16 protein-coding genes are annotated in these 23,847 nt (G+C 50.4%); 6 read left to right on the forward strand and 10 right to left on the reverse strand.

Annotation, left to right across the window (positions count from 1 at the left end):
- Together AC1XUF_RS30415 and AC1XUF_RS30420 are read left to right on the forward strand one after the other, a co-directional pair.
- Entirely contained in the window at window positions 1–489 is a 489-nt protein-coding gene (locus AC1XUF_RS30415; RefSeq protein WP_483345645.1) for a DUF2271 domain-containing protein, read from the forward strand.
- 15 nt (window positions 490–504) lie between these two features.
- Window positions 505–2,700: a PepSY domain-containing protein gene (locus tag AC1XUF_RS30420; protein WP_483345646.1), complete on the forward strand. Its 2,196-nt coding sequence runs from the start codon at window positions 505–507 to the stop codon at window positions 2,698–2,700.
- Here AC1XUF_RS30420 and AC1XUF_RS30425 read toward each other — a convergent pair.
- From AC1XUF_RS30425 to AC1XUF_RS30455, 7 genes are all read right to left on the reverse strand, one after another.
- Window positions 2,694–3,686, reverse strand: coding sequence for an FAD:protein FMN transferase (locus tag AC1XUF_RS30425; RefSeq protein ID WP_483345647.1), 993 nt, complete (start codon window positions 3,684–3,686; stop codon window positions 2,694–2,696). The genes AC1XUF_RS30420 and AC1XUF_RS30425 overlap by 7 nt on opposite strands.
- A gap of 208 nt (window positions 3,687–3,894) precedes the next feature.
- On the reverse strand, window positions 3,895–5,334 hold the full coding sequence (locus AC1XUF_RS30430) for a SusD/RagB family nutrient-binding outer membrane lipoprotein (protein WP_483345648.1): 1,440 nt from the start codon (window positions 5,332–5,334) through the stop codon (window positions 3,895–3,897).
- Between the two features lie 11 nt (window positions 5,335–5,345).
- Window positions 5,346–8,561 (reverse strand): SusC/RagA family TonB-linked outer membrane protein, encoded by a 3,216-nt coding sequence (locus AC1XUF_RS30435; RefSeq protein ID WP_483345649.1) that lies wholly within the window; start codon window positions 8,559–8,561, stop codon window positions 5,346–5,348.
- 248 nt (window positions 8,562–8,809) lie between these two features.
- Complete coding sequence (locus AC1XUF_RS30440) at window positions 8,810–10,567, reverse strand: ABC transporter ATP-binding protein (protein ID WP_483345650.1); 1,758 nt, start codon at window positions 10,565–10,567, stop codon at window positions 8,810–8,812.
- Window positions 10,551–12,296, reverse strand: coding sequence for an ABC transporter ATP-binding protein (locus AC1XUF_RS30445; protein WP_483345651.1), 1,746 nt, complete (start codon window positions 12,294–12,296; stop codon window positions 10,551–10,553). The genes AC1XUF_RS30440 and AC1XUF_RS30445 overlap by 17 nt, the downstream gene beginning before the upstream one ends.
- A gap of 133 nt (window positions 12,297–12,429) precedes the next feature.
- Window positions 12,430–12,681 carry a hypothetical protein gene (locus tag AC1XUF_RS30450; RefSeq protein ID WP_483345652.1) on the reverse strand — a complete coding sequence of 84 codons (252 nt, stop codon included), beginning with the start codon at window positions 12,679–12,681 and terminating at the stop codon, window positions 12,430–12,432.
- Between the two features lie 362 nt (window positions 12,682–13,043).
- Window positions 13,044–13,661: a DUF4242 domain-containing protein gene (locus AC1XUF_RS30455; RefSeq protein ID WP_483345653.1), complete on the reverse strand. Its 618-nt coding sequence runs from the start codon at window positions 13,659–13,661 to the stop codon at window positions 13,044–13,046.
- Window positions 13,662–13,874: 213 nt separating this feature from the next.
- On the opposite strand from AC1XUF_RS30455, the gene AC1XUF_RS30460 reads away from it, so the two are divergent.
- Entirely contained in the window at window positions 13,875–14,132 is a 258-nt protein-coding gene (locus AC1XUF_RS30460; protein ID WP_483345654.1) for a hypothetical protein, read from the forward strand.
- Here AC1XUF_RS30460 and AC1XUF_RS30465 read toward each other — a convergent pair.
- Together AC1XUF_RS30465 and AC1XUF_RS30470 are read right to left on the reverse strand one after the other, a co-directional pair.
- Window positions 14,099–16,693 carry a helix-turn-helix transcriptional regulator gene (locus AC1XUF_RS30465; protein ID WP_483345655.1) on the reverse strand — a complete coding sequence of 865 codons (2,595 nt, stop codon included), beginning with the start codon at window positions 16,691–16,693 and terminating at the stop codon, window positions 14,099–14,101. The two genes, AC1XUF_RS30460 and AC1XUF_RS30465, sit on opposite strands and share 34 nt — an antisense overlap.
- A 107-nt stretch (window positions 16,694–16,800) precedes the next feature.
- Window positions 16,801–18,102 carry a DoxX family protein gene (locus AC1XUF_RS30470; RefSeq protein WP_483345656.1) on the reverse strand — a complete coding sequence of 434 codons (1,302 nt, stop codon included), beginning with the start codon at window positions 18,100–18,102 and terminating at the stop codon, window positions 16,801–16,803.
- Window positions 18,103–18,316: 214 nt separating this feature from the next.
- Here AC1XUF_RS30470 and AC1XUF_RS30475 point away from each other — a divergent pair, with 214 nt between their 5' ends.
- The gene (locus AC1XUF_RS30475) at window positions 18,317–18,901 is read left to right on the forward strand and encodes a hypothetical protein (RefSeq protein ID WP_483345657.1); all 585 of its coding nucleotides are present in this window, start codon (window positions 18,317–18,319) and stop codon (window positions 18,899–18,901) included.
- A gap of 30 nt (window positions 18,902–18,931) precedes the next feature.
- Here the strand turns inward: AC1XUF_RS30475 and AC1XUF_RS30480 are convergent, their stop codons facing one another.
- Window positions 18,932–21,382 (reverse strand): ABC transporter permease, encoded by a 2,451-nt coding sequence (locus tag AC1XUF_RS30480; protein ID WP_483345658.1) that lies wholly within the window; start codon window positions 21,380–21,382, stop codon window positions 18,932–18,934.
- Window positions 21,383–21,776: 394 nt separating this feature from the next.
- On the opposite strand from AC1XUF_RS30480, the gene AC1XUF_RS30485 reads away from it, so the two are divergent.
- Window positions 21,777–22,172, forward strand: coding sequence for a hypothetical protein (locus AC1XUF_RS30485; RefSeq protein ID WP_483345659.1), 396 nt, complete (start codon window positions 21,777–21,779; stop codon window positions 22,170–22,172).
- Window positions 22,173–22,395: 223 nt separating this feature from the next.
- Window positions 22,396–23,625 (forward strand): PQQ-dependent sugar dehydrogenase, encoded by a 1,230-nt coding sequence (locus AC1XUF_RS30490; protein ID WP_483345660.1) that lies wholly within the window; start codon window positions 22,396–22,398, stop codon window positions 23,623–23,625.
- The last annotated feature ends 222 nt before the right edge of the window (window positions 23,626–23,847 follow it).

A 23,847-nucleotide genomic window follows, 5' to 3' on the forward strand; every position in this document is an offset into this window, starting at 1 on the left:
ATGTCCAGTTTATTTAAAATAGCATTCGTCTTCCTCGCACTTACATTTGTGCGCCCTGCTTCCCTCTTTGCGCAAACCACCAGCAAATACAAATGCATGATCCAGATGACCAATTACATGGGCGAAGGCGCTTATATGGTCATCTCGCTGATTGACGCCAAGGGCGCCTACGACCAGACCCTGTACGTGCTGGGCTCCAATAAAAAATGGTACAACAGCCTGAAAGAATGGCATAAGTTCCAATCTAAAAAACCAGCCAATATCAGCGCGATCACGGGTCCGTCGGTTACAGGCGGAGACCGCAGCGTGAATGTGCTTGAAATCGACAATGCGAAAATCAATGCAGGTTACAAGATCAGGTTTGAAAGCGCGGTGGAAGATAAAAACTATTACGTAAAAGACCTGGAAATACCGCTCACGACAGAAGCGCTCTCCGCAAAAAGCGAGGGTACCGGATTTATCCGCTACGTCCGGTTCAGCCCAAACTAACGTTTCGACTGCCTTATGACGATTTCTATATGGAGATACAGCCATCTCGCATTGGCCGTATCTTCTTTTCTTTTGCTTTCGCTGGCTTCCGTTACAGGCATACTGCTGGCCTTCCAGCCCTTATCAGAAAAAACCCATCCTTACCGGGCCGATCATTTTGATGAGATCAATCTTGCCGAATCACTTCCACTGCTCAGAAAACGATACCCGGGGATCAGCGCGCTTTCCGTCGATGCCAACCAGTTCGTCCTCGTCAGAGGCAGCGACGGCGAAGGCAAAAAAATCCTGGCTTATGTAAACCCGCATAACGGCAAAATCCTGGGAATCCCCGGACCGAAAAACGAATTCTTCGAGTGGGTAACCGCCCTGCACCGTTCCCTTTTCATACATGAAACAGGCCGGTTTTTCATTGGCCTGACCGCCTTTCTGCTATCGCTCATCACGGTTTCCGGCACCGCACTGATCCTTCAGCGCCAGCGCGGCCTGAAACGCTTCTTCGCCCGCATTGTCAGGGATAATTTCGCCCAGTACTATCACGTCGTACTGGGGCGGTTGTCGCTGGTCCCGATCTTGATTATTGCGCTCACCGGTACATACCTGTCACTGGCCCGGTTCGGCCTGATTGAAACACCGAAATATTCCTCTGATGTTGATTTTGACGCTATTAAGGATCAACCGGTAAAGAACCCTGCTGATTTCGAAGTTTTCAGGCGTGTAAAACTATCGGAAGTTCAAACCATTGAATTCCCATTTTCAGAGGATCCCGAAGATTATTACACACTCAAACTTAAAGACAGGGAACTGGCTGTCAATCAGATGACCGGCGACATACTCACCGAGGCCCAATATCCTGCCGCCGCAGTACTTACCGAGCTCAGTCTCGACCTGCACACCGGCCGTACCAGCGCCATTTGGGCCGTTGTCCTCGCCATGGCATCGGGTAATATCCTCTTTTTCATTTATTCCGGATTCGCCATGACGCTGAGACGCAGGGCCGGACGGGTGAAGAACAAATTCAGGGCCGACGAAAGCGAATTTGTAATCCTTGTCGGGTCGGAAAATGGCGGCACTTTCCGCTTTGCCAACGCGGTGCACCAGCATTTGGCGGCAAGTGGTAAGTCCGTTCACGTCACCGAACTGAACAACTATGCCGTTTTTCCTAAAGCGTCGCATATCATTGTCATGACGGCCACTTATGGTTTGGGCAATCCGCCTACCAATGCGGCAAACTTTGAAACGTTATTGGAAAAACATCCTCAGCCTAATCCGGTCCGTTTTTCCGTCGTTGGTTTCGGCTCCCACGGCTATCCCGATTTCTGCAAGTATGCTTTCGAAGTGGATCATTGGTTTGGCAAACAGAAATGGGCCGTACCGATGCTGGAGATGCATACAGTGAACGACAAATCTCCCGATGAGTTTGCTCAATGGGCAGCCACCTGGTCGCAGCACGCCGACATTCCGCTGGACCTCACTGCCGGTCCGCTTGCTGCGGTACAGGAAAAGCAGGAATCTTTTACAGTGACCGAAAAAACGGCAGTGACCCATCCAGGCGAAGCTTTTTTAATACGATTTCGGCCAAAACGCCGCGTTAAATTCACATCCGGGGACCTCCTGGCGATCCATCCGGCAAATGACCACCGGGAACGGCTTTATTCCATTGGCAGGATCGGGAAGGATATCCAACTGAGCGTCAAGCTGTATGAGCACGGGCTGGGCTCCGGCTATCTTTATCGCCTTACCCCCGAAAACCTGATCAGCGCGCGTATTGTTGGTAACGCCCATTTTCATTTCCCGCAAAAAGCGCCCACGGTGATCATGATTTCCAATGGCACGGGTATTGCCCCATTCCTGGGCATGATCGATGAGCAAAAACGGGGCACCAACTGTCATCTGTATTGCGGATTCCGGGACCAGGCATCTTTCAGGCTTTACAGTACAGCACTTCAAAAGAACTTGACCGACCAGAAGCTCACCAGCCTGCATGTAGCTTACTCGCGAGAAGGCGAAAAGCAATATGTGAAAGACTTACTGACCCGCGACGAGGCCATTGTAGCGGAAACGCTGGCCAAAGAAGGCGCAATCATGCTTTGCGGATCATTATCCATGCAAAACAATGTGGTGGACCTGCTGGAAAATATTTGTCAGAAACATTTCGGAAAAAGCGTCAGCTACTATCAGTCTCGCAGCCAGGTTTTGATGGATTGTTACTGAGTTACCCTGTATGCCGAGATATCCAGGTTATCCGAAGTCAGCACTTCGCCGCCATCGGTGATCATGACGCAGCTGAACTCCGGGAACCTGTTGATGAGCCTCAGACCCGCCTGTTTACCCATCACCATGAGGGACGTACTGAACCCATTCGCTTTTTCCGCACTGGGGCCGAAAACAGTCACGCTGGTAAGGCCGGTCGCCGGATAGCCTGTTGCCGGATTGATAATGTGGGAGTACCGTTTGCCGTTGAATACCACAAATTTTTCATAGCTCCCTGAGGTAACCACTGCGCCTTGTCGGAGTGGTACAATCGCGAAAAGCTCCCCAGGCCGGGCCGGATCGTTGATACCGATTACCCAGTCGGTCCCGTCGGGCTGCTTGCCCCAGGCGCTCAGGTCGCCCGAACCATTGACTATACCTGCCCTGATCCCCTTTTTCAACATCAGCTCCCGGCATTGGTCCGCCGCATAACCTTCGCCCAGCGCACCGAAACCGATCTTCATTCCTTTTAGTTTCAGGAAAATCGTGGAATGCGTTTCGTCCAGGACGATGTTTTTGTAACCCACTTTTTCAACAGATTTTTTAATGGCGGCAGGCGCTGGCAATGCAGTCATGGATCCATCGAACTTCCAGATGCGGTCCATCGCTGCAAAACTGATATCGAATGCGCCTTTGGTTAATTCCGACAGGGCAAGGGCGCGTTTGGTTAATTCAAAAACCTCACGGTCGACCTGCACGGGGCGTATACCTGCAGCAGCGTTCACCTGCGAGACCTGCGAAGCGGGCCTCCAGTCGGAAATCAGGTTTTCGATACGGGTAACCTCCCGGATCACGGTATCGATATGCATTTCAGCCGTCAGCGAATCCTTTGCCACAATGGTAATATCAAAACGCCCGCCCATCAGCGTCGTCGTCCTTTTCCGGAGAACCTGTGCCTCGGAAGCAATTGAAATGGCGACAAGAAGTAGGGGCAGGTATTTTTTCATGACGAATAAAAGCGGAAAGGGATATGCGCCTTTGCCTTCAAATATGGAGAGAAAAATTCAGGTTTAAATCATCACTCAACGGGAAGTCCTCTGTTTGTAGGCGATGATCTCTTGCCGAGAGATGCAGCAGGCGCAAAAGAAAAAACCTGCCCTGAAAGTTCCGATGACTTTCCAGGGCAGGTACATCCAACAAATATGCAGACGGCTGTTACTTCAAATCCCAGAAAATTTTGGAAGTAACCAAATCCCCGCCCATGGCAGTTGCCGCAGCCTGGTAATTAGCGCTGTTGAGGTTTTGCTCCGTAAAAGGATACGGAAAACGAAGCGGCATGTCCGACACCGCCTGGGCGGGCTTCACCAGGACCGGGAAGTCCAGCCTTCGCCATTCTTTCCAGCCTTCCACGGGCTGGTTATGCAAGGCAATCCATTTCTGGGTACCGATGCTCCTTTTCCAGTTCGCCGCATCAAAAGCAACTGCCGGCTGCGCCAGGTAGGCAGCGGCTTCCGCAGCTGTGCCGCCCCAATCCCCTACAATGGAAGAAGTTATGGCCGCATTGTAATAATCTTTGGCGTTCCCGGGAACATTGAAGCCTCTCATTTTGGCTTCGGCAAGCAAGAAAACAACCTCTGTATAAGATAGCAGCAGGCCTGGCAATTCCGGATTACGCAATACATTGCCGGGCTGGGCAACCCTGGAATAACTATTGGCAGCCCCATAAATTCCGCCCACATACTTACCCGCATTCGGGCCTGCGGTGGCCGGCCGGAAGAATTCGTTCAGGCGCGGATCGGCAAGCGCATTCAGCACATCCACAAACGTGTTGGCCGAAACATTGTCGTTCCGCAGCCTCAGGTTATTGTAAACCGGGTTAGCCGTTGTGGGATTGGCGGTATACGTCAGCTTGGTTTCTTCTGCTGTCGAGGCAAATACATGGGGAGCAGCCTCTTCCACCAATTTCTTCGCAGTCGCGGCATCTGCATCTGCAAGCGTGATACCAAAGCGCAGTTTCAGCGAGTTTGCAAATTTGACCCAGCTTTCGGAATGTCCGCTGTAATACAGGTCACCTTCGCCAAACCCTGCGGCTCCCTTATCAACATTCAGGTTCACAATCGCGGCATCCAACCGTTTGATAAGATCAGCGTAAATGGCTGCATCGTCTTCGTAAACAGCCTGCACATTCGTAAAATCAAGAGCCTGGGCATAAGGGATATTCCCGAAAGTATTCACCAGCACCGACCATGCATATACTTCCAGCACCTCAATGACCGCGAGTTGGTTCACTTTTTCAGAATCAACAATATACTGGTCTGCTTCTATCGTCTTTCTGGCCTCCCGCAGATCACCCAGCACGTCACGGTACAGCACATCCCAAAAGCCTTTGTTGATTTCCCGCGCATTGATATTGTATTGACTTTCGTCGGGATATTGTACCGCTGCCCAATGCTGAAGGTAATACCGGAAAGGATTGAGGTTATAATCCGCCGTGGTAATGATGTTGCAAAGGTTAAACTGCGCATTGCTCACCAATGTAGCGGCCGGCACTTCAGTTGCCTTTTTGGGATCGACGTTGTAATCATCGTCCAGGTTGTTGACGCAGGCTGTTGCGAAAAACAGCGTTGACACGCCTATAAAGAATATTTTTTTCATAGTAACGCCGATCAGAATTTCATTTTGATGTTAAAGCCAATGTTACGGGCAGTAGGATAAGCCCCGCCCAAAATTCCTATCCCGATGTTCCCTGCACCATATCCAGCCTCAGGATCGGAATAAGGGACGTCCTTGTGAATAATCCAAAGGTTGCGGCCCACCAGCGACAGGTCGATGCCTTTGAATGCTTTCAAACGGGAAATCAGGCTTGGCGGCAGTGAATAGGTCAGAGAAGCTTCGCGGAGCTTTACAAAACCTGCACCATAAACATGGCGCTCGTTGGGGCCATTGCCGCCCATCGAGCTTTCGGTGTTTTCAAGCCTGACGTCATTGGGGGAGCCGTCCTCCTTCACCCCGTCCAGCAGAAGGCCTCCTCCTTCCCCAACCGGGAGCCTCGAAGATTTGCCCAGTTCGTTCAGCCCGGCAGTTTCAGGATAGAGCCCCGTGCCAAAACCATAATAGGTGTCTATGTTGTATAACTGACCGCCTTTCTTCATATCGACCAGGAAATACAACGAAAGGCCCTTATAGGAAACTGTATTGGAAAGCCCTCCTATCCAATCCGGATTGGGGTCGGCGATCTCTTTGGTAGGAGCCGATAACACGTACTGCCCGTCCTCATCGATGAGGCGTTTCCCGTTTTCATGCAAAACATAGCCAGTCCCTCTCAACACGCCGAACGGACGGCCGACTGTCGCATTGGATGTGACGTTGGTCTGGTATTCGGCCAGGATCATATTGTCGCCTTCGGCCAGCGCTACCACCTTATTCCTGTTTCTCGACCAGTTTGCTTGGATCATCCAACTGAATGACGTCGTCTTAACCGGCGTAGCGAACACCGAAAGCTCTATTCCTTTATTGGCCACTTCGCCCGCATTCACGTATTTATAGCTGTAGCCGGTTGTGGTAGGCACCGTCACAGGCAGGATCTGGTTAAAGGTCTGCGAACGGTAAGCCGTCAGGTCCAGCCCTGCCCTGTTGTTCAGGAAAGCCAATTCCACCCCCATCTCGGAGCTTTTGGTTTTTTCCGGTTTCAGGTCAGGGTTAAACCTGGTGTTGGGGACCGAATACATGGGAATCCCGTTGAAACCGCCAATCGGGCTCCCCCTTTCCTCATTTTGCTTATTATAATATTTGCCTGTGGCCGCAAACGGCGCATCACTGCCAACCTCGGCATAGTTGCCCCTCAGTTTTCCATAAGATAGCCAGGATAGATTTTTCAGCATTTCCGAAAACACCAGGCTGACCGCCGCTGAAGGGTAAAAATAGGCGTTATTGGCTTTGGGCAACGTGGACGACTGGTCTCTCCGCGCCGACAGGTCCAGGAAAATCAACTCCCGGAAGCCAAGTGTCGCGTTTGCAAAAATACCGTCGACCGCTATGCGCTGCTCGTTCTCGATAGGAGGAGAAAGAAGGCTCTTCGAATTAGATAATGCATATAGCTTCGGTACCACCAAACCTCCGCTCGTGGAAGCACGCAAAGAGTTCGCTTGCGACCTCCGCATGTTCATCCCCACCAACCCACTGAGAGACAGCCCCTTGAAAAGGCTTTTCTGAAAGTTCGCAAACAAGTCAAAATTGAACTCGCGGAAAGTTCTGTTATAACGGGTATAATAAGGATCGCCCTCGTTCGAGGTACTGCCGATGGCAAACCTCTCTTCTTGTACCTCGTCATAAGTATCCATGGAAACCCGACCGGTGACTTTCAGCCAGGCAGCCGGGTTATAGATCGCCGCAATATTGCCGAAAGTGCGGTAACGCTTGTCGTTTTCATAGTTCTCATACCGGGTAAAATACGCATTGTCCGAATAGGCAGCCACGAGATCATCGGGGCCTTTCCAGTTCCAGCTCATATTTTTCCCGGTGCGGAAGTACGACTCTTTTTGCTCTTTCAGGTCCACATTGGTCTGAAACCACTGGCGGAAACCCAGCATCGGGTTCAGTGAAGAATAACCGGCCCCGTAACGTCCGAGACCGTCCTGCTGGGTAAAGTTCACATTCGCCTGCGTGGACAATTTAGAGGTTAGGTTCAGCACTCCTCCCAGGCTCACCATATTTTTCGTGATTTTGCTGTTGGGCACGATCCCTTTATCGGTGGTGCGGGTGAAGCCTACCTTGAAAGTCGCCTTCTCGCTGCCGCCGTCTACCATGATACTATTATTGGTAGAAACCGCCGTTTCAAAGAAATATTCCGGCCCGTGTTCGGCGGCTACCCAGGGTTTCGCCTTCTTGTAATACAGGGAAGTCGGGTCGAAAGCGTCCCAATGGTACACCAGCTTATTGGGATCGAATGCGTAACCGTAAGAGGCATCGTCGGAGAAAGAAACTGTTTCGTCTTCCACGCCATCCCCATTCACGTCGAAACTGCCCCATATTTCCTCGTATCCTGCGCCGTATTCTTTCTGATATACAGGCAACGTCTTTTTATCGACCTTTCCAATTGTCAAACCGCTGTTAACTGTAACGCCAAGGCCTCTTTTACCTTTTTTAGTAGTGATCAAAATCACCCCGTTGGATGCGCGCGAACCATACAAGGCCGTGGAAGCCGCGCCTTTGAGCACGCTGACGGTGGCAATGTCGTCCGGATTGATATCGGCTACCGGATTTCCATAATCGTACCCGCCTGCGCCCAGAACCTGGCTGTTGGTGTTGGAAACATTGTTGTTGACAGGCACACCATCAATGACAAATAAGGCCTGGTTGTTCCCCGTGAGCGACTTGGTACCCCGGATCACCACATTGGCGGAGCCGCCCAGCGTATTGGTCTGGGTGATATTCAAACCCGCTATTTTGCCAGACAGCGAGTTGATCAGGTTGGGGTTACGGCCAGCGGTGACGGCGGTTCCCTCGATCTGCGTCGCGGCATAAGGCAATGCGTTCCGGCTGCGTTCCACGCCCAGGGCCGTTACGACCACCTCGCTGAGCTGCCTGGTGTCCGGCTGCAGTGCCGCCTCGACGTTTCTGGCATTATCGATGGGAAGCTCGATGGTCGTATACCCAATAAAACTAAGTACCAGCACAGCCGGCCCTGTAGGCATTTCCAGATTGAAAATACCGTCGCTATTTGTCGTTGTACCGACGGAGGTCCCCTTTAAAAGAATGTTAACCCCGGGCAGTGCTTCCTGCGTAGACGCATCGGTTACCCGTCCGGTAACCTTCCTTTGCTGTGCCAGCAACGTCTGAAAAGAGCACGCCAGCATCATCAACACGAATAGATATTTTTTCATGGTCATAATAGGAAATAGTAATTGGATAAAAGTGGCTTGCAGGCAGGATCCCATGCATGCAAAGACACGCGCAAAGAATGACCTTCGCGGCTCTGTTTTTTTACTAAAATTTCAGCTGAAAAGGGAAATAAGGGGGAATCCCCGAGATTTGAAAAACGCGTCGGCAGAAAACACAGAAAGCCGTATAAACGGCTTTCGTCTGCAAATTGCAACATCACTTGGAGTCCCCAGCCATGGAGGAATAACGGCTAGCTGGTCCTCTTGTCTTTCAGCAGCATGCTCATAGCTGCGTCCAGCGAACCTGCGCGGTTGACTTCGCCGGAATTGACAAAGAATATTTCGTCGGCATTCTCAATGGTGTTCAACCTGTGCGCGATGATTACCTGGGTAGTAGTTTCGGGCAATTGTTTCAAAATGTTGCCCAGCAATTTTTCGGTTACTGTGTCTATATTGGCAGTGGCTTCGTCCAGGATCAGCACTTCGGGACTACGCAGCACTGCGCGCATGAATGCGATCAACTGCTTCTGGCCCAGACTGATACTATCCCCCGCCGACGTCACTTTCGTCTCCAGCCCGTCTTCAAACAAGGCCAGTATGTCTCCGAGGCCAGCTCCCCCGATGACCTGTTCGAGTTTTTCAGTAGAATGATTTTTCAGTGGCTCGTTGCCATACAGGATATTGTCGCGTACCGTCCCGCTGAAAAGGAATGGCTCCTGCAATATAAAACCTATTTTTTGGCTGCGCTCCTCGGCGCTGTAACTCCGGATATCTTTGCCATCTAACAGAACTACCCCTTCCTGGGGATCGTATAAACGTGCAATCAGCGATGCCGTGGTAGTTTTTCCGCCGCCGGTAGGCCCAATCAGCGCATACGTCTTGCCCCGTTCGAGCCGGAAATTTACATGATGCAATATCTCTTTCGAATCGTACCCGAAGTGCACGTTCCTGAATTCCAGCAAGGAACCATCGGCCACGGCTTCTGTTCCGGGAAGGGTAACCAGGTTTGTCTCAAGAGCAAGGATATAGGAAATACGGTCCCACCCGGCCATAGCGACCTGAAAATTGGCCCATAAAGTGGCTAATTGCCTCAAAGGGTTGTAAAAATTGACGGAATAGGCCAGGTAACTTACCAGCAAGCCCACGCTGAACCCGCCTGTGCTGATCAAATAAATGCCGTAAGTAAGGACGATCAGCTGCGCGATATTGGAAAACAGGGTGTAAACCGGCATGAAAATATTGTTAGCCAGCCCGGCACGAATGGCAGTCACATAGTTGTCGAGGTTGGCGACCTGAAAACGCTGACGAAAATAATCCCGCCGGTTGAAGGCGATCACTACTTTGAAATTGCTTAGGCTCTCCTGGATTTCCCCGCTCAGCCCTCCCGTACTTTTCAGGCTTTTGGCATTGGCGCTTTTCACCCAAGGGGATAACACCATGGTAAACAAAAGGATCAGCACCGCAGGCAGCAACGCGGCAGCACCCAGCCTGATGTTGATTGCCAGCAGGAATATTCCTGCCCCCAGCATCGTGAAGATACTGCCCACAAACTGCATCAGCGATTGGGAGAAAAACTGGTTCAGCTTATCGGTATCGTTATTGACCCGCGATATGAGGTCGCCAGCTTTGTTCTGATTGAAAAAGGCCACAGGCAACTGCTGCAATTTGTTGAAAATGGCATTGCGCAAGGTAAACAGCAGCCGCTGCCCTACCCCGCCCATCAGTTTGGTTTGCTGAAAAGCCGTCAACAGCCCGATCAGGTACATGCCCAGCAGGATTCCTCCGAATACCAATAAACCGTGAAACTGCTTGGTGACCACGTATTTGTCGATTGCGTGGCCGATCAGGAACGGTCCGAATAAATTAACGGACGTGTTGAGGATAATCGCAACAAATGCCAGCGAGAGATTTCTGCGCTCATGGGCGATCAGTTTCAGCAGTTTTCCCAGTGCTTTATAGGTGGACGTTTTCTGCTGCTGCTCCGAAAGCTTGTTAAGATCGTAATTCATAATTGCTGGTGCTTTGCTGTGAATTGAAAATCTGTACGTATTCCGGACTGGTGGCCATCAGCTGCTGATGGGTGCCGGTCCCGATTACCTCTCCCTCCATCAGGACGATAATCTGGTCGTAATGCTCGATGGCCGCGATTTTCTGGGTGACTGAAATCAGGGTGATGCCGGGATAATTCTGCTCCACGTTGGAAAGGATCTTCTTTTCGGTGCTGGTATCCACCCGGGCCGTGAAATCATCCAGCAACAACACTTTCGGGTTGATCGCCAGTGCCCTCGCCAGCATGATGCGTTGCTTTTGCCCACCCGACAGGCTTGAACCCCGCTCCGAAACGATGGTATCCAGTTTTTCCGGCAAACCGTCAATAAAAGCCGTCAGCTCGGCCGTATCAATGGCCTTCTGAAGAGACGCATTGGTTACCGTGCTGCTGAATGCAATGTTCTCGCGGACACTCATATTAAAAACAATACTGTCCTGAAAAACGAACCCTACCTGCTGGTGGAACGACTCACTATCGTAGTAATCAATGGGTTTCCCGTCAAATTCGACCACTCCTTCCCGGGGACTGATCAGCCCGGTAAGCAAATAGAGAAGCTGTGTTTTCCCAGCCGCGGTCGGGCCGATAACCGCGATTTTAGATCCTGCTTTGACCGATATCGAAACGTCTTTGAGGGCCGGTTTCTCACCATATTTCACCCATACGTTTTTCAAATCAATATTCCCTTCCAGGACCTCTTTGCCCGTGCCCTTTTCCTCGGGATCGGGTGCGTTCAGGATCGCCGAAATCCTTTGAAATGAGGCCGTCGACTGTGCGATCACGTTGCTCATGAAACCAATCACCAGGATTGGAAATATCAGCATGGAGAGATAGCTGTTGAATGCGGCAAAACTTCCGAGCGTCATCGTGCCTTCTATTACAAAATGCCCGCCCAGAACGAGGATGGTCAGCATGGAAAGATTGGCCGTAAAGCTTACTACGGGGATCAGCCCCGCAAAAAGGTTCAGGATGGCTAGTCCGAAACCTTTGGCCTTGGTATTGGCTTCCAGGAACTTGGCGTATTCCAGCTGCTGCGAGTTGACCACCCTGATCAGGGCCGAGCCAAGAATACTTTCATTGATGATTTTATTGAGCCAGTCGATCACCTCCCGGCTTTGCACAAAAAGCGCCCTGACTTTCTGCAGGGTCAGGAAAAAAGTACCTCCTATGATCGGGATGATGGCGATGACGGTCAGCGCCAGCTTCCAGTTAATGCTCAGCAAAAGGATGCTTGCCCCTATGATGATCACGATGGAGGAGACGATGGAGACGATTGCCTGCGAAACAAATAGCTTGATGGAATCGGTATCTGCTGTGAGGTTGGTCAGCAATTTGGATGGGTTCGCTTGCTCGATGAAAGCGTGGCTTTGCCTGGAAATCTTGTCCGAAAGCCGGGTGCGCAGGTCACGGGCCACCTTTTCGGAAGCATATACCTGGATCACACTCTGGAAATACCCGAATATGAACACCAACACGACAGCCAGAGAAAATTCGATGAGCGTGTATTTCAGATCAAAGCGCCGGTGGGTGTAGTCGTCTATCCCACCCGCAATGATTTTGGGCAGCCAGAGGTTAATGCCGTTACTCAGCAGGGCAAACAGCAATAACAACACAATCAGGCCCTTATAGGGCACCAGCAAGCTAAATATGCCCGGCCCGCCTGCCGCGCCGCGTTTGGTTTTTTCAGACATGGGTTCAGTTTCAAGCAAATTGCAAATATACAAAGACCATCCGCCTCTTTTGCCCAAACCAAAGAACCTGCAGATGAAAAGCTACCCGAGGCCAGGTGTGGATCGCCCGGAACCTTCTGCCGCCGGAGAATAGTCAAAGCGCTTTTTGAAGACATACCCGAAATGCGAAAGATTCTCGAACCCGACCTCCAGGGTATACCTCCGAAGGTTTTCGCTTGTTTTCCCTGATCTGACAATGTGCCAGTTCCAGCCGCTTGTGGGTAAGCCATTTTTGGGGTGTAGTGCGGAACACTTTCTTGAAGTCCCGTTTGAATGTGGTCAGGCTGCGGCCTGTCAGGTAGCCAAATTTGTCCATGCTCATGTTGTGCATGTAATGGCGTTCCATACAATCGTCCAGGCTGATCTTCCCTGGTTCATTAAAATTGGCCAGTACATAATCGATCTCGGATTCATCGTACGGAGGATATGAACAGCCTCTTCAATTTTAAACGAAGCGATCGCTTCCGGCAACGGGCCGTTGAAAAAGCGTTAAATGGCGAGCCTACGGGTTCTTTGTGCGGCTCTATTGTAGCTGTCTGTTCTTTGTTCCATGGCTAAAATCAAAATTTGTTGGAACAAAATTAGCCCGCCGCGAGCCGCGCCTGTTTGTTTTAAAGTCCTCATTTTGTGTTTTAAAGACCATTTTACAACAAAAAAAGACCCGCCATTACCGGCGGGACCTTTCCAACAAAAGTCACGTAAGGGTTGCTATTGCCCTTGCTTGACGGGGTGAATTTCGACCGGGATCAATCCGTGCGCTTCCCTGTGCGTATTGATCACCGAATTGGCGTCTTTGGCTTCCGAGAGGCACATCACCGCACCCGACTTTTCATCAACCCAGTAATTGATAAAATTGACATTGTACTTACCCTGCACCGCCAGGTCCTTGACATGCGCCTCAGCAACAGCCTTGGCAGTAACATTACCCGCTCCCAGCTGGTGAATGTCGAGAAACAGCGTGGGGTTCACGCCCCCTGCGGCTTCATGCCCGCTGCTGACAGGCTGTACCAAAGCAGGTACCAAGCCGTGCGCCTCTTTGTGCGTCTGGTATACCGATGCAGAATCCGGTGCTTCCGACAGACAGTAAACCTTACCTGCAGCTTCGTCGACCCAGAATTTGATGAAGTTCACACCAAACTTGCCCTCCGTGGCCAGGTCTTTCTTATGTGCTTCCATTACTGCGTCGAACGTAACACCGCCGGGCGCGAGATTGTGCACATCGAGGAACATGCTTTTCGGCTGGTTTGTGTCAATACCCTGCGATTCTGTTTTGCAGGAGAAAGAAAGGAGAACTAGTGTGATCAAAAGTAAGCTTGCGTTTTTCATGTTGTTTTTTGATTGTTTTAAATTTGATACAAAGGAATATCTTCCCCACCGCCCCGATTTCAGGGCTTTTCCCCATATTAAAATGCAGGCTCCCTATTTTTCCGACCACGGAGGCCGTATAGGGAAATATTCCGGACGATTTGAAAATGGGACTACAGGCATTCAGCCGGCCCCTATCTGAGACCGGCTGAATGCCTGTTCTTGATGTGACCAATGAGAGTAGATCAAGGGGAAATCCCGATCATCTCCAAACATGCCGCTTCATTGATGGCTCCGATCCGAGCCGACGTCCCGTTTGGCTGGTATGGACGAAATGTGGCCGCCGATTGTCTTGAAGAAGTGAAAAGATTACCTGCTATTTCTTTGCCGGGAAGCCTTCTGATGGTTCAGGCAGGATGGTTGGGCTCATGGATGATGCGTCATTTGCAGCAGGTTTTTCAACTCAAAATTTCCAGGTTAATTGCCTCCTGAACGGCCTTTGAGCGGGAATTAACAGCCAGTTTGCTCAGAATAGCCGAGATATGGTGGTCCACCGTTTTTGCGGAAACGAACAATTTTTCAGCAATTTCCTTGTTCCGCATGCCTTCTTTTAAAAGTTGCAACACATCGAGCTCACGTAACGTCAGGTTCGCGGCGTTGGACCGTGTAGTCTGCCGCTTCCCGCGGGGTATCTTGCAGAGACCGGCAAATCGCATCTGTTTCTTCAATTTATTGTAAACAGCCGTTGCACCCAGATCCTGAATGATGGTGAGGGCATTCCGCTGGTCGTCCTCATTTCCCTCGAGCAGCATCAGGGCCTGTTCGTAAGGACAGCCGAGTGTTTTCCAGTAAGCAGCTTCCTTCCGCGCCGCCTGGGCATTCTGGAAACCATAATCTTCATGTCTCTCCGAAGCCGGCAGGTAACCCTTCCTTGCCATTCTGATCCAAAAGTACAGCCTGTTTTTCTTGGCAATTTTGGGCAAAACGGAGATCATGGCAATGGCGTGGTCGAGAATTGCGTCCTCAACCAGCGGTTGGCCTTCCAGCCATTCGTATTCCAGCAGGGCTGCCAAAGCCGGGACAATACGGTGCAATTCCATGGTTTCAAGGGCAATAGCCTGTGCCTCGAGCAGCAATGCCGCTGCTGTTGCGCCTCCCCTTCTGAGTTCTAATATGCCAGCGACAGTCAGTGCACCGGTTTTCACAACTGGCAGCAGATCTTCTTTTTTTAACAAATCCCCCGCAATGGAAAATGCCTGGCCCCAGTCACCGGTTTCAAGAAAGAGTCTCGCCTTGTAACACAGCATGTATAGCTTCAGGGAATCCATATCCCTTTCTTCACAATAGGAGATTCCCAATTCCAGGTTTTGTTTTGCAATGGCATATTGCTTCATCGACACCGCATTGCTCCCCAGCGCCGTGTAAGCCCGCGCAATGTGCTCGTGAAACGCATGTTTTTTAGCAATTTCAAGACTTTGTTCCAAGAAAGAGATCCCCTCGGCGATGGAAATTTGCACCGTCATTAACGCCGATCCGATACTATTCATGGCATGGGCCAATGTTTGCTGATCGTCGATTTCCCTTGCTATCTCGCAGGCTTGCCGCCCCCATTCCAGACATGCGTCGGATTGGTCTTCCAGCATTTTAAGCTGAGCCATATTGCTGTAAGCCATCGCTTTCGCCCTGGAAGCAGGCATTTCTTTCAATACCTCCACAGCTGCATAACCCAGTTGTTCGGCAAGCGCCCTGTTTCCTTCGAACCACCACAATCTGGATAAAAAACGCAGACTATCGCCCGATTTTTCATGGTTATCCTTCTCCTTCCAATATTCCAGGGCCTTTTCCACACATGCAATGGCTTCTTTGTGACGGCTGATCAGATAGCACTCATAAGCATAGGATTCATACCACTGCATGAGATCATCCCGATCGCCCTGCTGCTGGTAATCAATGGCCATCCGATAAAGCCGGGCAGCGTCGGCATGGGATCCCGCTGTTGCCGACCTGGCGGCGGCGATTGGCGCATACTGACAAATCAGATCGACAGCTTCCGCGTTTTTCGCATGATGGATGATCCGCTCGATCTCCCCGTTGTTTTCGAATCTTTCCAGAAAAAGAGCAAGGATTTTCCTGTTGAGGCTAATTCTGAGCCGGGGCGTAAGCGCCTCCTCTATGGTAATCCGGTAAAGTTCGTGTTTGAAGAAAAGACGGCCCTCCTTTTCCAGTATGATTTTCGAGTCGATCCCTTCGCTAATTTCATCTAAAAAATGCGGTAACATCTCCGCAAAAAAATGCACTTCAGCGCCTGTCGGAAAAATGGAGAGCAACTCCCACATCTGCCGGGTCTTCGGATCCTGTTTGTTGTAAACAGCCAGGATGGAGTCCCTGATGTTATCGGGAATGCCGGGACTGTACCAGGCCAATATTTCATTCACGTAAAAGGGATTCCCCCCTGAAATCCTGTGCAGCTCTTTGCCGTCCAATCCTTTCTCACGGGCCAAATTTTCGACTGCAGTTCCCGAAAGCGGCCCAAGCCTGATCCGGGTGAAAGCATCGGGTGCAAGCTGGCCTAATATGTTAATGAGCGGGTGCCGGAAATGGATCTCGTCCCGGTAAGTGAGGATAAACAAACACCTCGTCTGGCCGATCCGCCTGCCCAGAAACTTAATAAAATCCAGCGTTGCTTCGTCGGCCCAATGTATGTCCTCAAAGACGATCACACAGGTTTCCTTACGGTTTCTCAGCTCGCCCAGGAAGCTGATGAACAACCCCGACTTATCGCCCGTACCGACCTGGCTTTTGAGAGCCGCACTGCCAAGCTGCCAGATGATATCGTACAACGGGGCCAGTGGCCTTGGCGTGAACAAGGCATCGCAGGTCCCCTGGTATATCCCGCTATTGTTTTTTATTGCGCTGCAAAACGCCCTCACGAGCGACGACTTACCAATACCCGCTTCACCGCTTACCAAAATGCAATGCCCTTCCCCTCCTATCGTTTCTTCAAATCTTTCATTCAACCGCCGCAAAAAGGCGGCCCGTTCAATCAACTCCATATTCGTTAAGTGTAGTAAGAGACCACCTCGCCGTCGTTTTCCGGCATGGTCTGCGATGCTTTGAAATTCAAAATGTACCGCGCAACTGACAGATTTCAGCCAAAAATCTATTTATTATAAGGAAATTCATTGACCCAATGGAAACCCCTGTTGACCAAAGTAAAGTTGCTGGTATCGAACTTCCTCAGGCTGATGTGCAGGGAGTCTGCCGCCCATCGGCCTTTGAGTTGCAGATAACCGTTTTTACTCTCCTGATACGCAAATGCAAAATGATGGGCCTTGTTTTCCAGCGTATTTCCTTTGATAGTGTTCGTTTTCACGTCTGCCGCAAACGCATATCTTTTTGTCGTGTCGTTCATGGCCATGATCTTTGCAAAACCCTGAGTATGGACGATCAGCTTTCGCCAGCGAGTATTATCAGTCGTTAAAGGAGGAATGGTGTCGCCATTCCTTACGAAACTTTCTACATGATAGATACCGTATAAAGGCGGTTTCTCGGCAGCATCCCCATATTCGCCCGCGGTTTTAACATAGAGTACGACAAATCCGATCAGCACGAATACGATCAGGATGTACTTAAAACCAATGGCTGCCCTCCCTCTCCATCCCGGGCAGCCCGGGGCCGGATCGCCGGGATGGAGAAAAAAGAAATTCAGGAGTCGCATGCCGTCTTTAGCCTGCAAAAACAGCGACATCAGCACAAGCATGGTCGACAATATCTTGACCGGCACGTCGAAACAGTAATTCACAGCCATGATATTCAGCGCCACCACCAGCGACAAAGCCGCACCAAGCATAGCGGTTCTCCTGAACAACAGCAATAAGCCGCAGATGACCTCAGAGAAGCCCACGAAGTAGTTGAAACCCACCGAATAACCCATGTAAGCCCAGGCAAGCCCCATGGGTGACATTGTTCCAAATGGCTGAACGAGACGACTTAGCGAAGGAAACGGAAACTGCAGCTTCATCACTTTGGCCAGCCCATAATTGACCATCGTGAAAGCCACATAAAACCGCACGATTACACAGGCCCAATAAAAAATCACATGGTAGTTACGCTGCTTCGTTTCGGTCACTGTCCAAATCACAGCGAAAAGGCTTGCCGTCCACACCGTAAACAACAGCAGTACATAATCGTAAGTAGTATCGCCGCTGCCTGTGACAGTTACGTCGACAGGCTTACCGAGGTGCAGTACATGTTCGGCTATCCACGGGATGAGGAGATGAAATGGCTGAAGGTAAAAATTGGCAAAATCGTCGGTATACGGGATACTGCCATTGGGATTGAGAAAGATATACAGTGAAAAAAATGCCAGGAAGAATCTGAGCGCAAATTTTTGTGTGCCGGTCCACTGCGCGGCCCGCATTACGACAGGTGTGGTCATACTATCTGAGGTTCTGAGCGTCATTCGTTGCGCAAGATTAGCCAAAACCAGTAAGAGCGATATCGGTGATATTCCCTATTTTATAAATAAGGGAAGAAAAGCGCCCTTTCCAAGACAGTAGCTCGCAGTTAAAATAGAGAACCCTGGTTCTAAAATAGGGAAAAACGCCGATATCGCCCCCGGAAATCCCAGTTTCCTTTGTGGAAAAATTAACATATCCACTTTTTATCTGTTAGCTATGAATACGTTTAAGTTCATTCTCTCCATTTTGATCCTTGTTTTTCTCGGCAGCTTTGTGCTGACGTCCTGTTCCACAGACGGCGGGAAGACGGTCGTGGCTCCATTATCGGAAACGCCCTATTTACCATCTGGTATGCGGTGTATGGTAAACAATTCGACCTGGATAGCGGGTGATTCCGGTTCCGGTGTTGTTCAGGCCCAATACCTGCCCGACGAAAAATCACTCACTTTCGGCGGTCTCGCCAGCTATGGAACCGGCGTATCACTGGGGATCGAGTTCTCTTTAAAGAACACCGATTTTTCCAATATGGCCCTTCATCAGCAGACCCAGGCGTTCCTGGGCGATTCTCTGACCGGAAATACGATAGTCAGGGTCCGAATGGCCGGGCCGGCGGGTTTCCGTTCACTTCCCCTCTCAGGCACCGATATGAAAAGCTATCTGATCTGGGAAGTGAGCAACAGGGGAAGTGATTTCGTGATCGTGCGTGGCACTTTTCAAATTCTTTTGCCCAACCCCGACGGCGGACTGTACAACATTCGCCAGGGAGAATTTGAGATCAGGGTTTCGACAGACCGTTCCTGAATGCTTTCGCTCCCGGTTTGCCGGCTCAACTTACTCTGAGCGAAGTGATTTGACCGGATTTGCCAATGCCGCTTTGATACTCTGAAAGCTGACGGTCAGCAAGGTGACCATGATGGTGAGTACGCCCGCCATGCCGAATATCCACCAGGCTATGTCGGTTTTGAAGGCAAAGTGTGCAAGCCACTTGTCCATCACATACCACGAAACCGGGCTGGCGATAAGCAGTGATACGCCGACCAGGGTCACGAAATCCCGCGACAGCAGCTGTACAATGTGGGTCACCGTTGCACCGAGCACTTTCCTGATACCGATTTCTTTTGTCCTGTGCTGGGTCACGATGGACACCAGTCCATACAGGCCCAGGCAGGAGATCAGGATCGCGAGCCCGGCAAAATAGCCGATCAGCTTACTGAGGCGCTGCTCCTTTTCGTAGGCATTCGCAATGCTCTGATCCAAAAATGCATAATCAAAACCTTTTTCAGGAAAGTACCGGTCCCATTCGCTCCTGATATAGGACAGCGTCCTACTCATGTTCCCGGGCGCAAGCTGGATAGATACCTGTGTGAGCAGTGGCTGGTCGATGTGCAATAACATTCCCTGGATCGGGTTTTGAAGCGATTGATTATGGAAATCTTTCAGGACGCCCACAATCCTGCCCTGCTTTCCTTCCAGGTTTATGGACTTGCCAATAGCTTCCTCCGCGGATTTCCAGCCCAATTGCTTCACCCCCGTTTCATTGATCAGAAATCCGGCGTTTTGGTCCGTTGAAAAGCTTTCGGAAAGATCGCGTCCGGCAGCGAGCTTCAGGCGATATGTTTTCACAAAATTGAAATCAGTCCCCAGTGCGCCAATGAACAGGTTGTTGTCTTTCGTCTTGCCTTCGGGGACCACATTCCGCTGAACGACACCCGCCCCCATCCTCTCCGTGGAAAAGGTAACCTCCTTCACGTCAGGATTTTTAAGCACGATTTCCCTGAAAGTCTTTAAACGCAGGTAAGCACTGTCGTTGCGCGATGCAAAAACATTGGTTATCTTCTCGTTCCGGACGTTTGCCGTGACCATGTAATCTTTATTAAAACCCATCGGCTGCTCCATCAGGTAGTTCAACTGCCGGAAAGCGACCATAGCGCCGATGATCAGCGCGATGGAAGTAACAAACTGAAGCCCCAGCAATGCATGCCTGAGCGCCCCTCCTTTTGCTTTTCCGCCTATAAAGCTTCCCTTCAACGTAGCAATGGGCTGGAAACGGGACACAAAAAAGGCAGGATAACTACCTGACAGAAGTCCCGCCAGCATCGCGATCCCCACAAAGGCGAGTAACAGCAGCGGGCTGGAAAACAGGTACGAAAGAGTGAGTTTCTTGTCAGTCAGACTGTTCAAAGCGGGAAGCAAAAGGCCGATCAGCACAACCGCTAAGAGCAATGCGATACCACTGAGCATCAACGACTCTCCCAAAAACTGGGCGATGATCTGGCTTTTTTCGCTGCCCAACGTTTTACGGATACCCACTTCCCTGGCCCTTTTCAAGGAGCGTGCCGTAGACAGGTTCACAAAATTGATACAGGCAATCAGCAAAGTCATAAAACCGATACCCAGGAAGACATACAGGTAAGTCATGCTGCCCGTAGCTTCCTGGTTCCCCTCTATTTCATCGTTCAGGTGAATATCGGCCAGGGGCTGCAATTTGTATTCGATATCCTTTGCCAGCTGCTTATCCGCGTGGGTCGCCAAAAACCGGGGGAAGCGGGCATTGACGCCGGCCGCGGACCTGCCCGGACGTAGCAGGACATACGTAGATGAGTGCGTAATAATCCAGTTCTGAGGCAGATTGGTCCGTACCAGCTCGCTCTCCGTCGCAAACATGGTCTGATAATCCGAAAGCAAGTCGATCCGGATGTGCGAATGATCCGGGAACCCCTTCACTATGCCTGTTACTTTCAGCGGATGTTTCCCCTCGTAAATCAGCATTTTACCAAGCGCATCCTGCTTACCAAAATATTTCTCCGCGATTTGGTCGGTGATGATCACGGAATACTTGTTTTTCAGGGCAGTCCGTGCATCTCCCTCTATAAACCTGAAGGAGAATATGTCCAGCAAGGTCGAATCCGCAAAGTAAAAATGGTCCTCATCGAACTTGACAGGCCGGGAGCTCGAACTCGTCGGGACCTCAATGGTAGCATTGCTCCGGTAGATCCGCGCGGATTTTTCGATGTCGGAAAAATAATCGGGCAGCAAAGGCGACGCCACAGGGGGCGTCAGTGCGATAAACTGGGCATACCCCGCGAATTTGGGCATATAATTGAGCCGGTAAATGCGGTCGTATTTCGCGTGAAACGTATCATAGCTCAGCTCATGGCGCACAAAAACCAGGATCAGGAAACAGCAGGTCAACCCGATGGTCAGCCCCAAAATATTGATAAACGAGAAACTTTTGTGGAGCAGCAGGTTCCGCTGTGCGATTTTGAAGTAGTTTCTAAACATCCCGGTGTCTGTTGCAGGTTATAAAATGGAATTCTGTTTCTGACGATTTCACGCTGAATTTACAATCATGTGCAGCCAACTCCGAAAAGAGCAGTTGGCGCGGCATACAACCCTGTTCCATCGACGAACTCCGCCGACAGGTGTTGAGACAATCTCTTAAACGCGCTAAGATCGTCCGGTATCACGGTCGTTCGTTCACTTCCGGACATCTACTTTTTGAACATGAAATTTTCGAAGCAGGCTTAAAAATACTTTTAATTATCTAATAATCAAATGTTTAACTTACATTTTCCACCCTCAGAAAATGAGTGGGGCTAAAATTGGCACAGGCTTTTTTAACAGATAAGCAGCCATGAGAAAATATAATAACCAAATCTTTAAAACCAACATAGCCATGAAAATCTCAATTGTTTCCAAAGCAGTTTGCGCAGTTGCCCTGCTGTACTCTCTTTCTTCATTTACCTCCGAAAAGGTGGACCGTGAAACGACCAGCTCTCCTAACAAGGTAGCATTCGACGCCTCGATTTTCCAGGTGCGTCACAGCAACAAAGTGAAGCTTGCTGTAGACAAAGGCGGCGACGCCCGGTTGAAGGTTGTATTGAAAGACGAAACAGGAAAAACTTTTTACAGCGAAACGTTTGGAAAAGCAGAACAACAGTATCGCCGGGTATTCGATCTGGAAGGAATGAACGACGGCACTTACTATTTCGAAATCAGCGCAGGAGATCAGAAACTGACCAAAGAAATCGCTATCCAGACCAAAGGCGAGCGCGTTATTTCATTTGAATAGTACTCAGAGAACAGCCTGAAAAAGCCCCGGTGTTCCCGGGGCTTTCTTGTTTTAGCACCGACCATACCCGCAAATACTACTTCGGCATAGATATTGTGTTAGGATGCATTTATAAATGCAATTGATGAAAGTGCCCTGGCAGGCTATTTTTCCGTTATCCATATGCGGACACAATAAAATGACTGCCAGGAAGCCTTATTTCTAACCTAATATCTTCAATACAATGACTAAAAGTATTTTGCTTATCCTGGCTGCGTTTGCTTTTGCCTCGTGCCAAAAAAAAGCACCAGACAACGCCGATGCGGCCCAAGCCGACAGCACTGCGGCAGCCCCAGTTGAAACCCAGAAGGCCAATTCGGATTACAAACCCGCATTTGAAGGTCAAACCAGGATCGCTGGCGTTAAATCAGTCACCGCTTACGAAGGCAAAGTCTTAGCCAGCAATCTGACAAACCCATGGGGCATTACAAGCTTGCCCGGCGGCCGCCTGATCATTACAGAAAAAGCGGGTACCATGCGCATTGCAACCACCGCCGGGGTAGTTAGCGAACCCATCATCGGCATTCCTGCCGTCAATGCAGAGGGGCAGGGAGGCTTACTTGGGATCCGCGTCGATCCCGATTTTGAGAAAAACAGGATGGTTTACTGGGTGTTTTCAGAGGCACGCCCGGACGGCAACCTCACTGCCGTAGCCAAAGGCAAGCTTTCGGCAGACGAAAAGAAAATTGAAGGCGCGACGGTGATTTACCGCGCCACTCCCGCATTCGCCAGCAATCTGCACTACGGTGGACGTATTTTATTCGATAAAAATGAGAACCTCATCATCAGCACCGGCGAACGTTCCGATACCATTACCCGGCCGCAGGCGCAACAGCTGAATTCGAGTCTGGGGAAAGTGATCCGGATCACTAGAGAAGGCAAACCGGTTGCCGGGAACCCGTTTGAAGGAAAGGCTGGCGCCAAGCCCGAGCTGTATTCTTATGGCCACCGCAACGTCCAGGGACTTGCATTTCACCCGGTCACGGGCGATTTGTGGGAAGTGGAGTTCGGACCCAGAGGAGGCGACGAGCTGAACCGCATTGAGCCCGGCAAGAACTACGGCTGGCCTACCATCACGTATGGCATCGAATACAGCGGCAAGAAAATCGGCGACTCTATCCAGGTGAAAGAAGGAATGGAACAGCCTGTCTATTATTGGGACCCGGTTGTTTCTCCGAGCGGCATTACTTTTTACAGTAGCGACAGCATTCCCGAATGGAAAAACAACCTATTTATCGGCGGCTTGAGCAGCATGCATATCGTAAGGCTGGTCATTGAAAACAACAAAGTAGTGGGCGAAGAAAGGCTGCTCGCCAAAGAGGGCCAGCGTTTCCGCGACATTACCCAAGGCAAAGATGGCGCGCTCTACGCGGTGACCGATCAGGGCAGACTGTACCGCGTGTATAAAAAGTAACGGTTATTTTAAAAAAATATCATGTGGTCATGGGTTGTCAAGGATTGCTTGGGCGATCGGGGCAATTGATTGACCACATGTTATTTAAGATATCACACTTTTTTTTCTGCCGAGTCTTTGGGCAATATTCGCTAATGACCGGGCCAACAGTCACAAATAAGCGTAGGGGTTTTTCGGGGCGCAGTTGTCGTGATCAAAAGACAGGCCTCAAATTACAATGAT

It is taken from the genome of Dyadobacter sp. HNCC25DJ185, from assembly GCF_056895195.1.

Coding starts and splice junctions, on each gene's coding strand:
- AC1XUF_RS30415 (WP_483345645.1), top strand. CDS start 1: ATGTCCAGTTTATTTAAAATAGCATTCGTCTTCCTCGCACTTACATTT.
- AC1XUF_RS30420 (WP_483345646.1), top strand. CDS start 505: ATGACGATTTCTATATGGAGATACAGCCATCTCGCATTGGCCGTATCT.
- AC1XUF_RS30425 (WP_483345647.1), bottom strand. CDS start 3,686: ATGAAAAAATACCTGCCCCTACTTCTTGTCGCCATTTCAATTGCTTCC.
- AC1XUF_RS30430 (WP_483345648.1), bottom strand. CDS start 5,334: ATGAAAAAAATATTCTTTATAGGCGTGTCAACGCTGTTTTTCGCAACA.
- AC1XUF_RS30435 (WP_483345649.1), bottom strand. CDS start 8,561: ATGAAAAAATATCTATTCGTGTTGATGATGCTGGCGTGCTCTTTTCAG.
- AC1XUF_RS30440 (WP_483345650.1), bottom strand. CDS start 10,567: ATGAATTACGATCTTAACAAGCTTTCGGAGCAGCAGCAGAAAACGTCC.
- AC1XUF_RS30445 (WP_483345651.1), bottom strand. CDS start 12,296: ATGTCTGAAAAAACCAAACGCGGCGCGGCAGGCGGGCCGGGCATATTT.
- AC1XUF_RS30450 (WP_483345652.1), bottom strand. CDS start 12,681: ATGGAACGCCATTACATGCACAACATGAGCATGGACAAATTTGGCTAC.
- AC1XUF_RS30455 (WP_483345653.1), bottom strand. CDS start 13,661: ATGAAAAACGCAAGCTTACTTTTGATCACACTAGTTCTCCTTTCTTTC.
- AC1XUF_RS30460 (WP_483345654.1), top strand. CDS start 13,875: ATGAGAGTAGATCAAGGGGAAATCCCGATCATCTCCAAACATGCCGCT.
- AC1XUF_RS30465 (WP_483345655.1), bottom strand. CDS start 16,693: ATGGAGTTGATTGAACGGGCCGCCTTTTTGCGGCGGTTGAATGAAAGA.
- AC1XUF_RS30470 (WP_483345656.1), bottom strand. CDS start 18,102: ATGACGCTCAGAACCTCAGATAGTATGACCACACCTGTCGTAATGCGG.
- AC1XUF_RS30475 (WP_483345657.1), top strand. CDS start 18,317: ATGAATACGTTTAAGTTCATTCTCTCCATTTTGATCCTTGTTTTTCTC.
- AC1XUF_RS30480 (WP_483345658.1), bottom strand. CDS start 21,382: ATGTTTAGAAACTACTTCAAAATCGCACAGCGGAACCTGCTGCTCCAC.
- AC1XUF_RS30485 (WP_483345659.1), top strand. CDS start 21,777: ATGAAAATCTCAATTGTTTCCAAAGCAGTTTGCGCAGTTGCCCTGCTG.
- AC1XUF_RS30490 (WP_483345660.1), top strand. CDS start 22,396: ATGACTAAAAGTATTTTGCTTATCCTGGCTGCGTTTGCTTTTGCCTCG.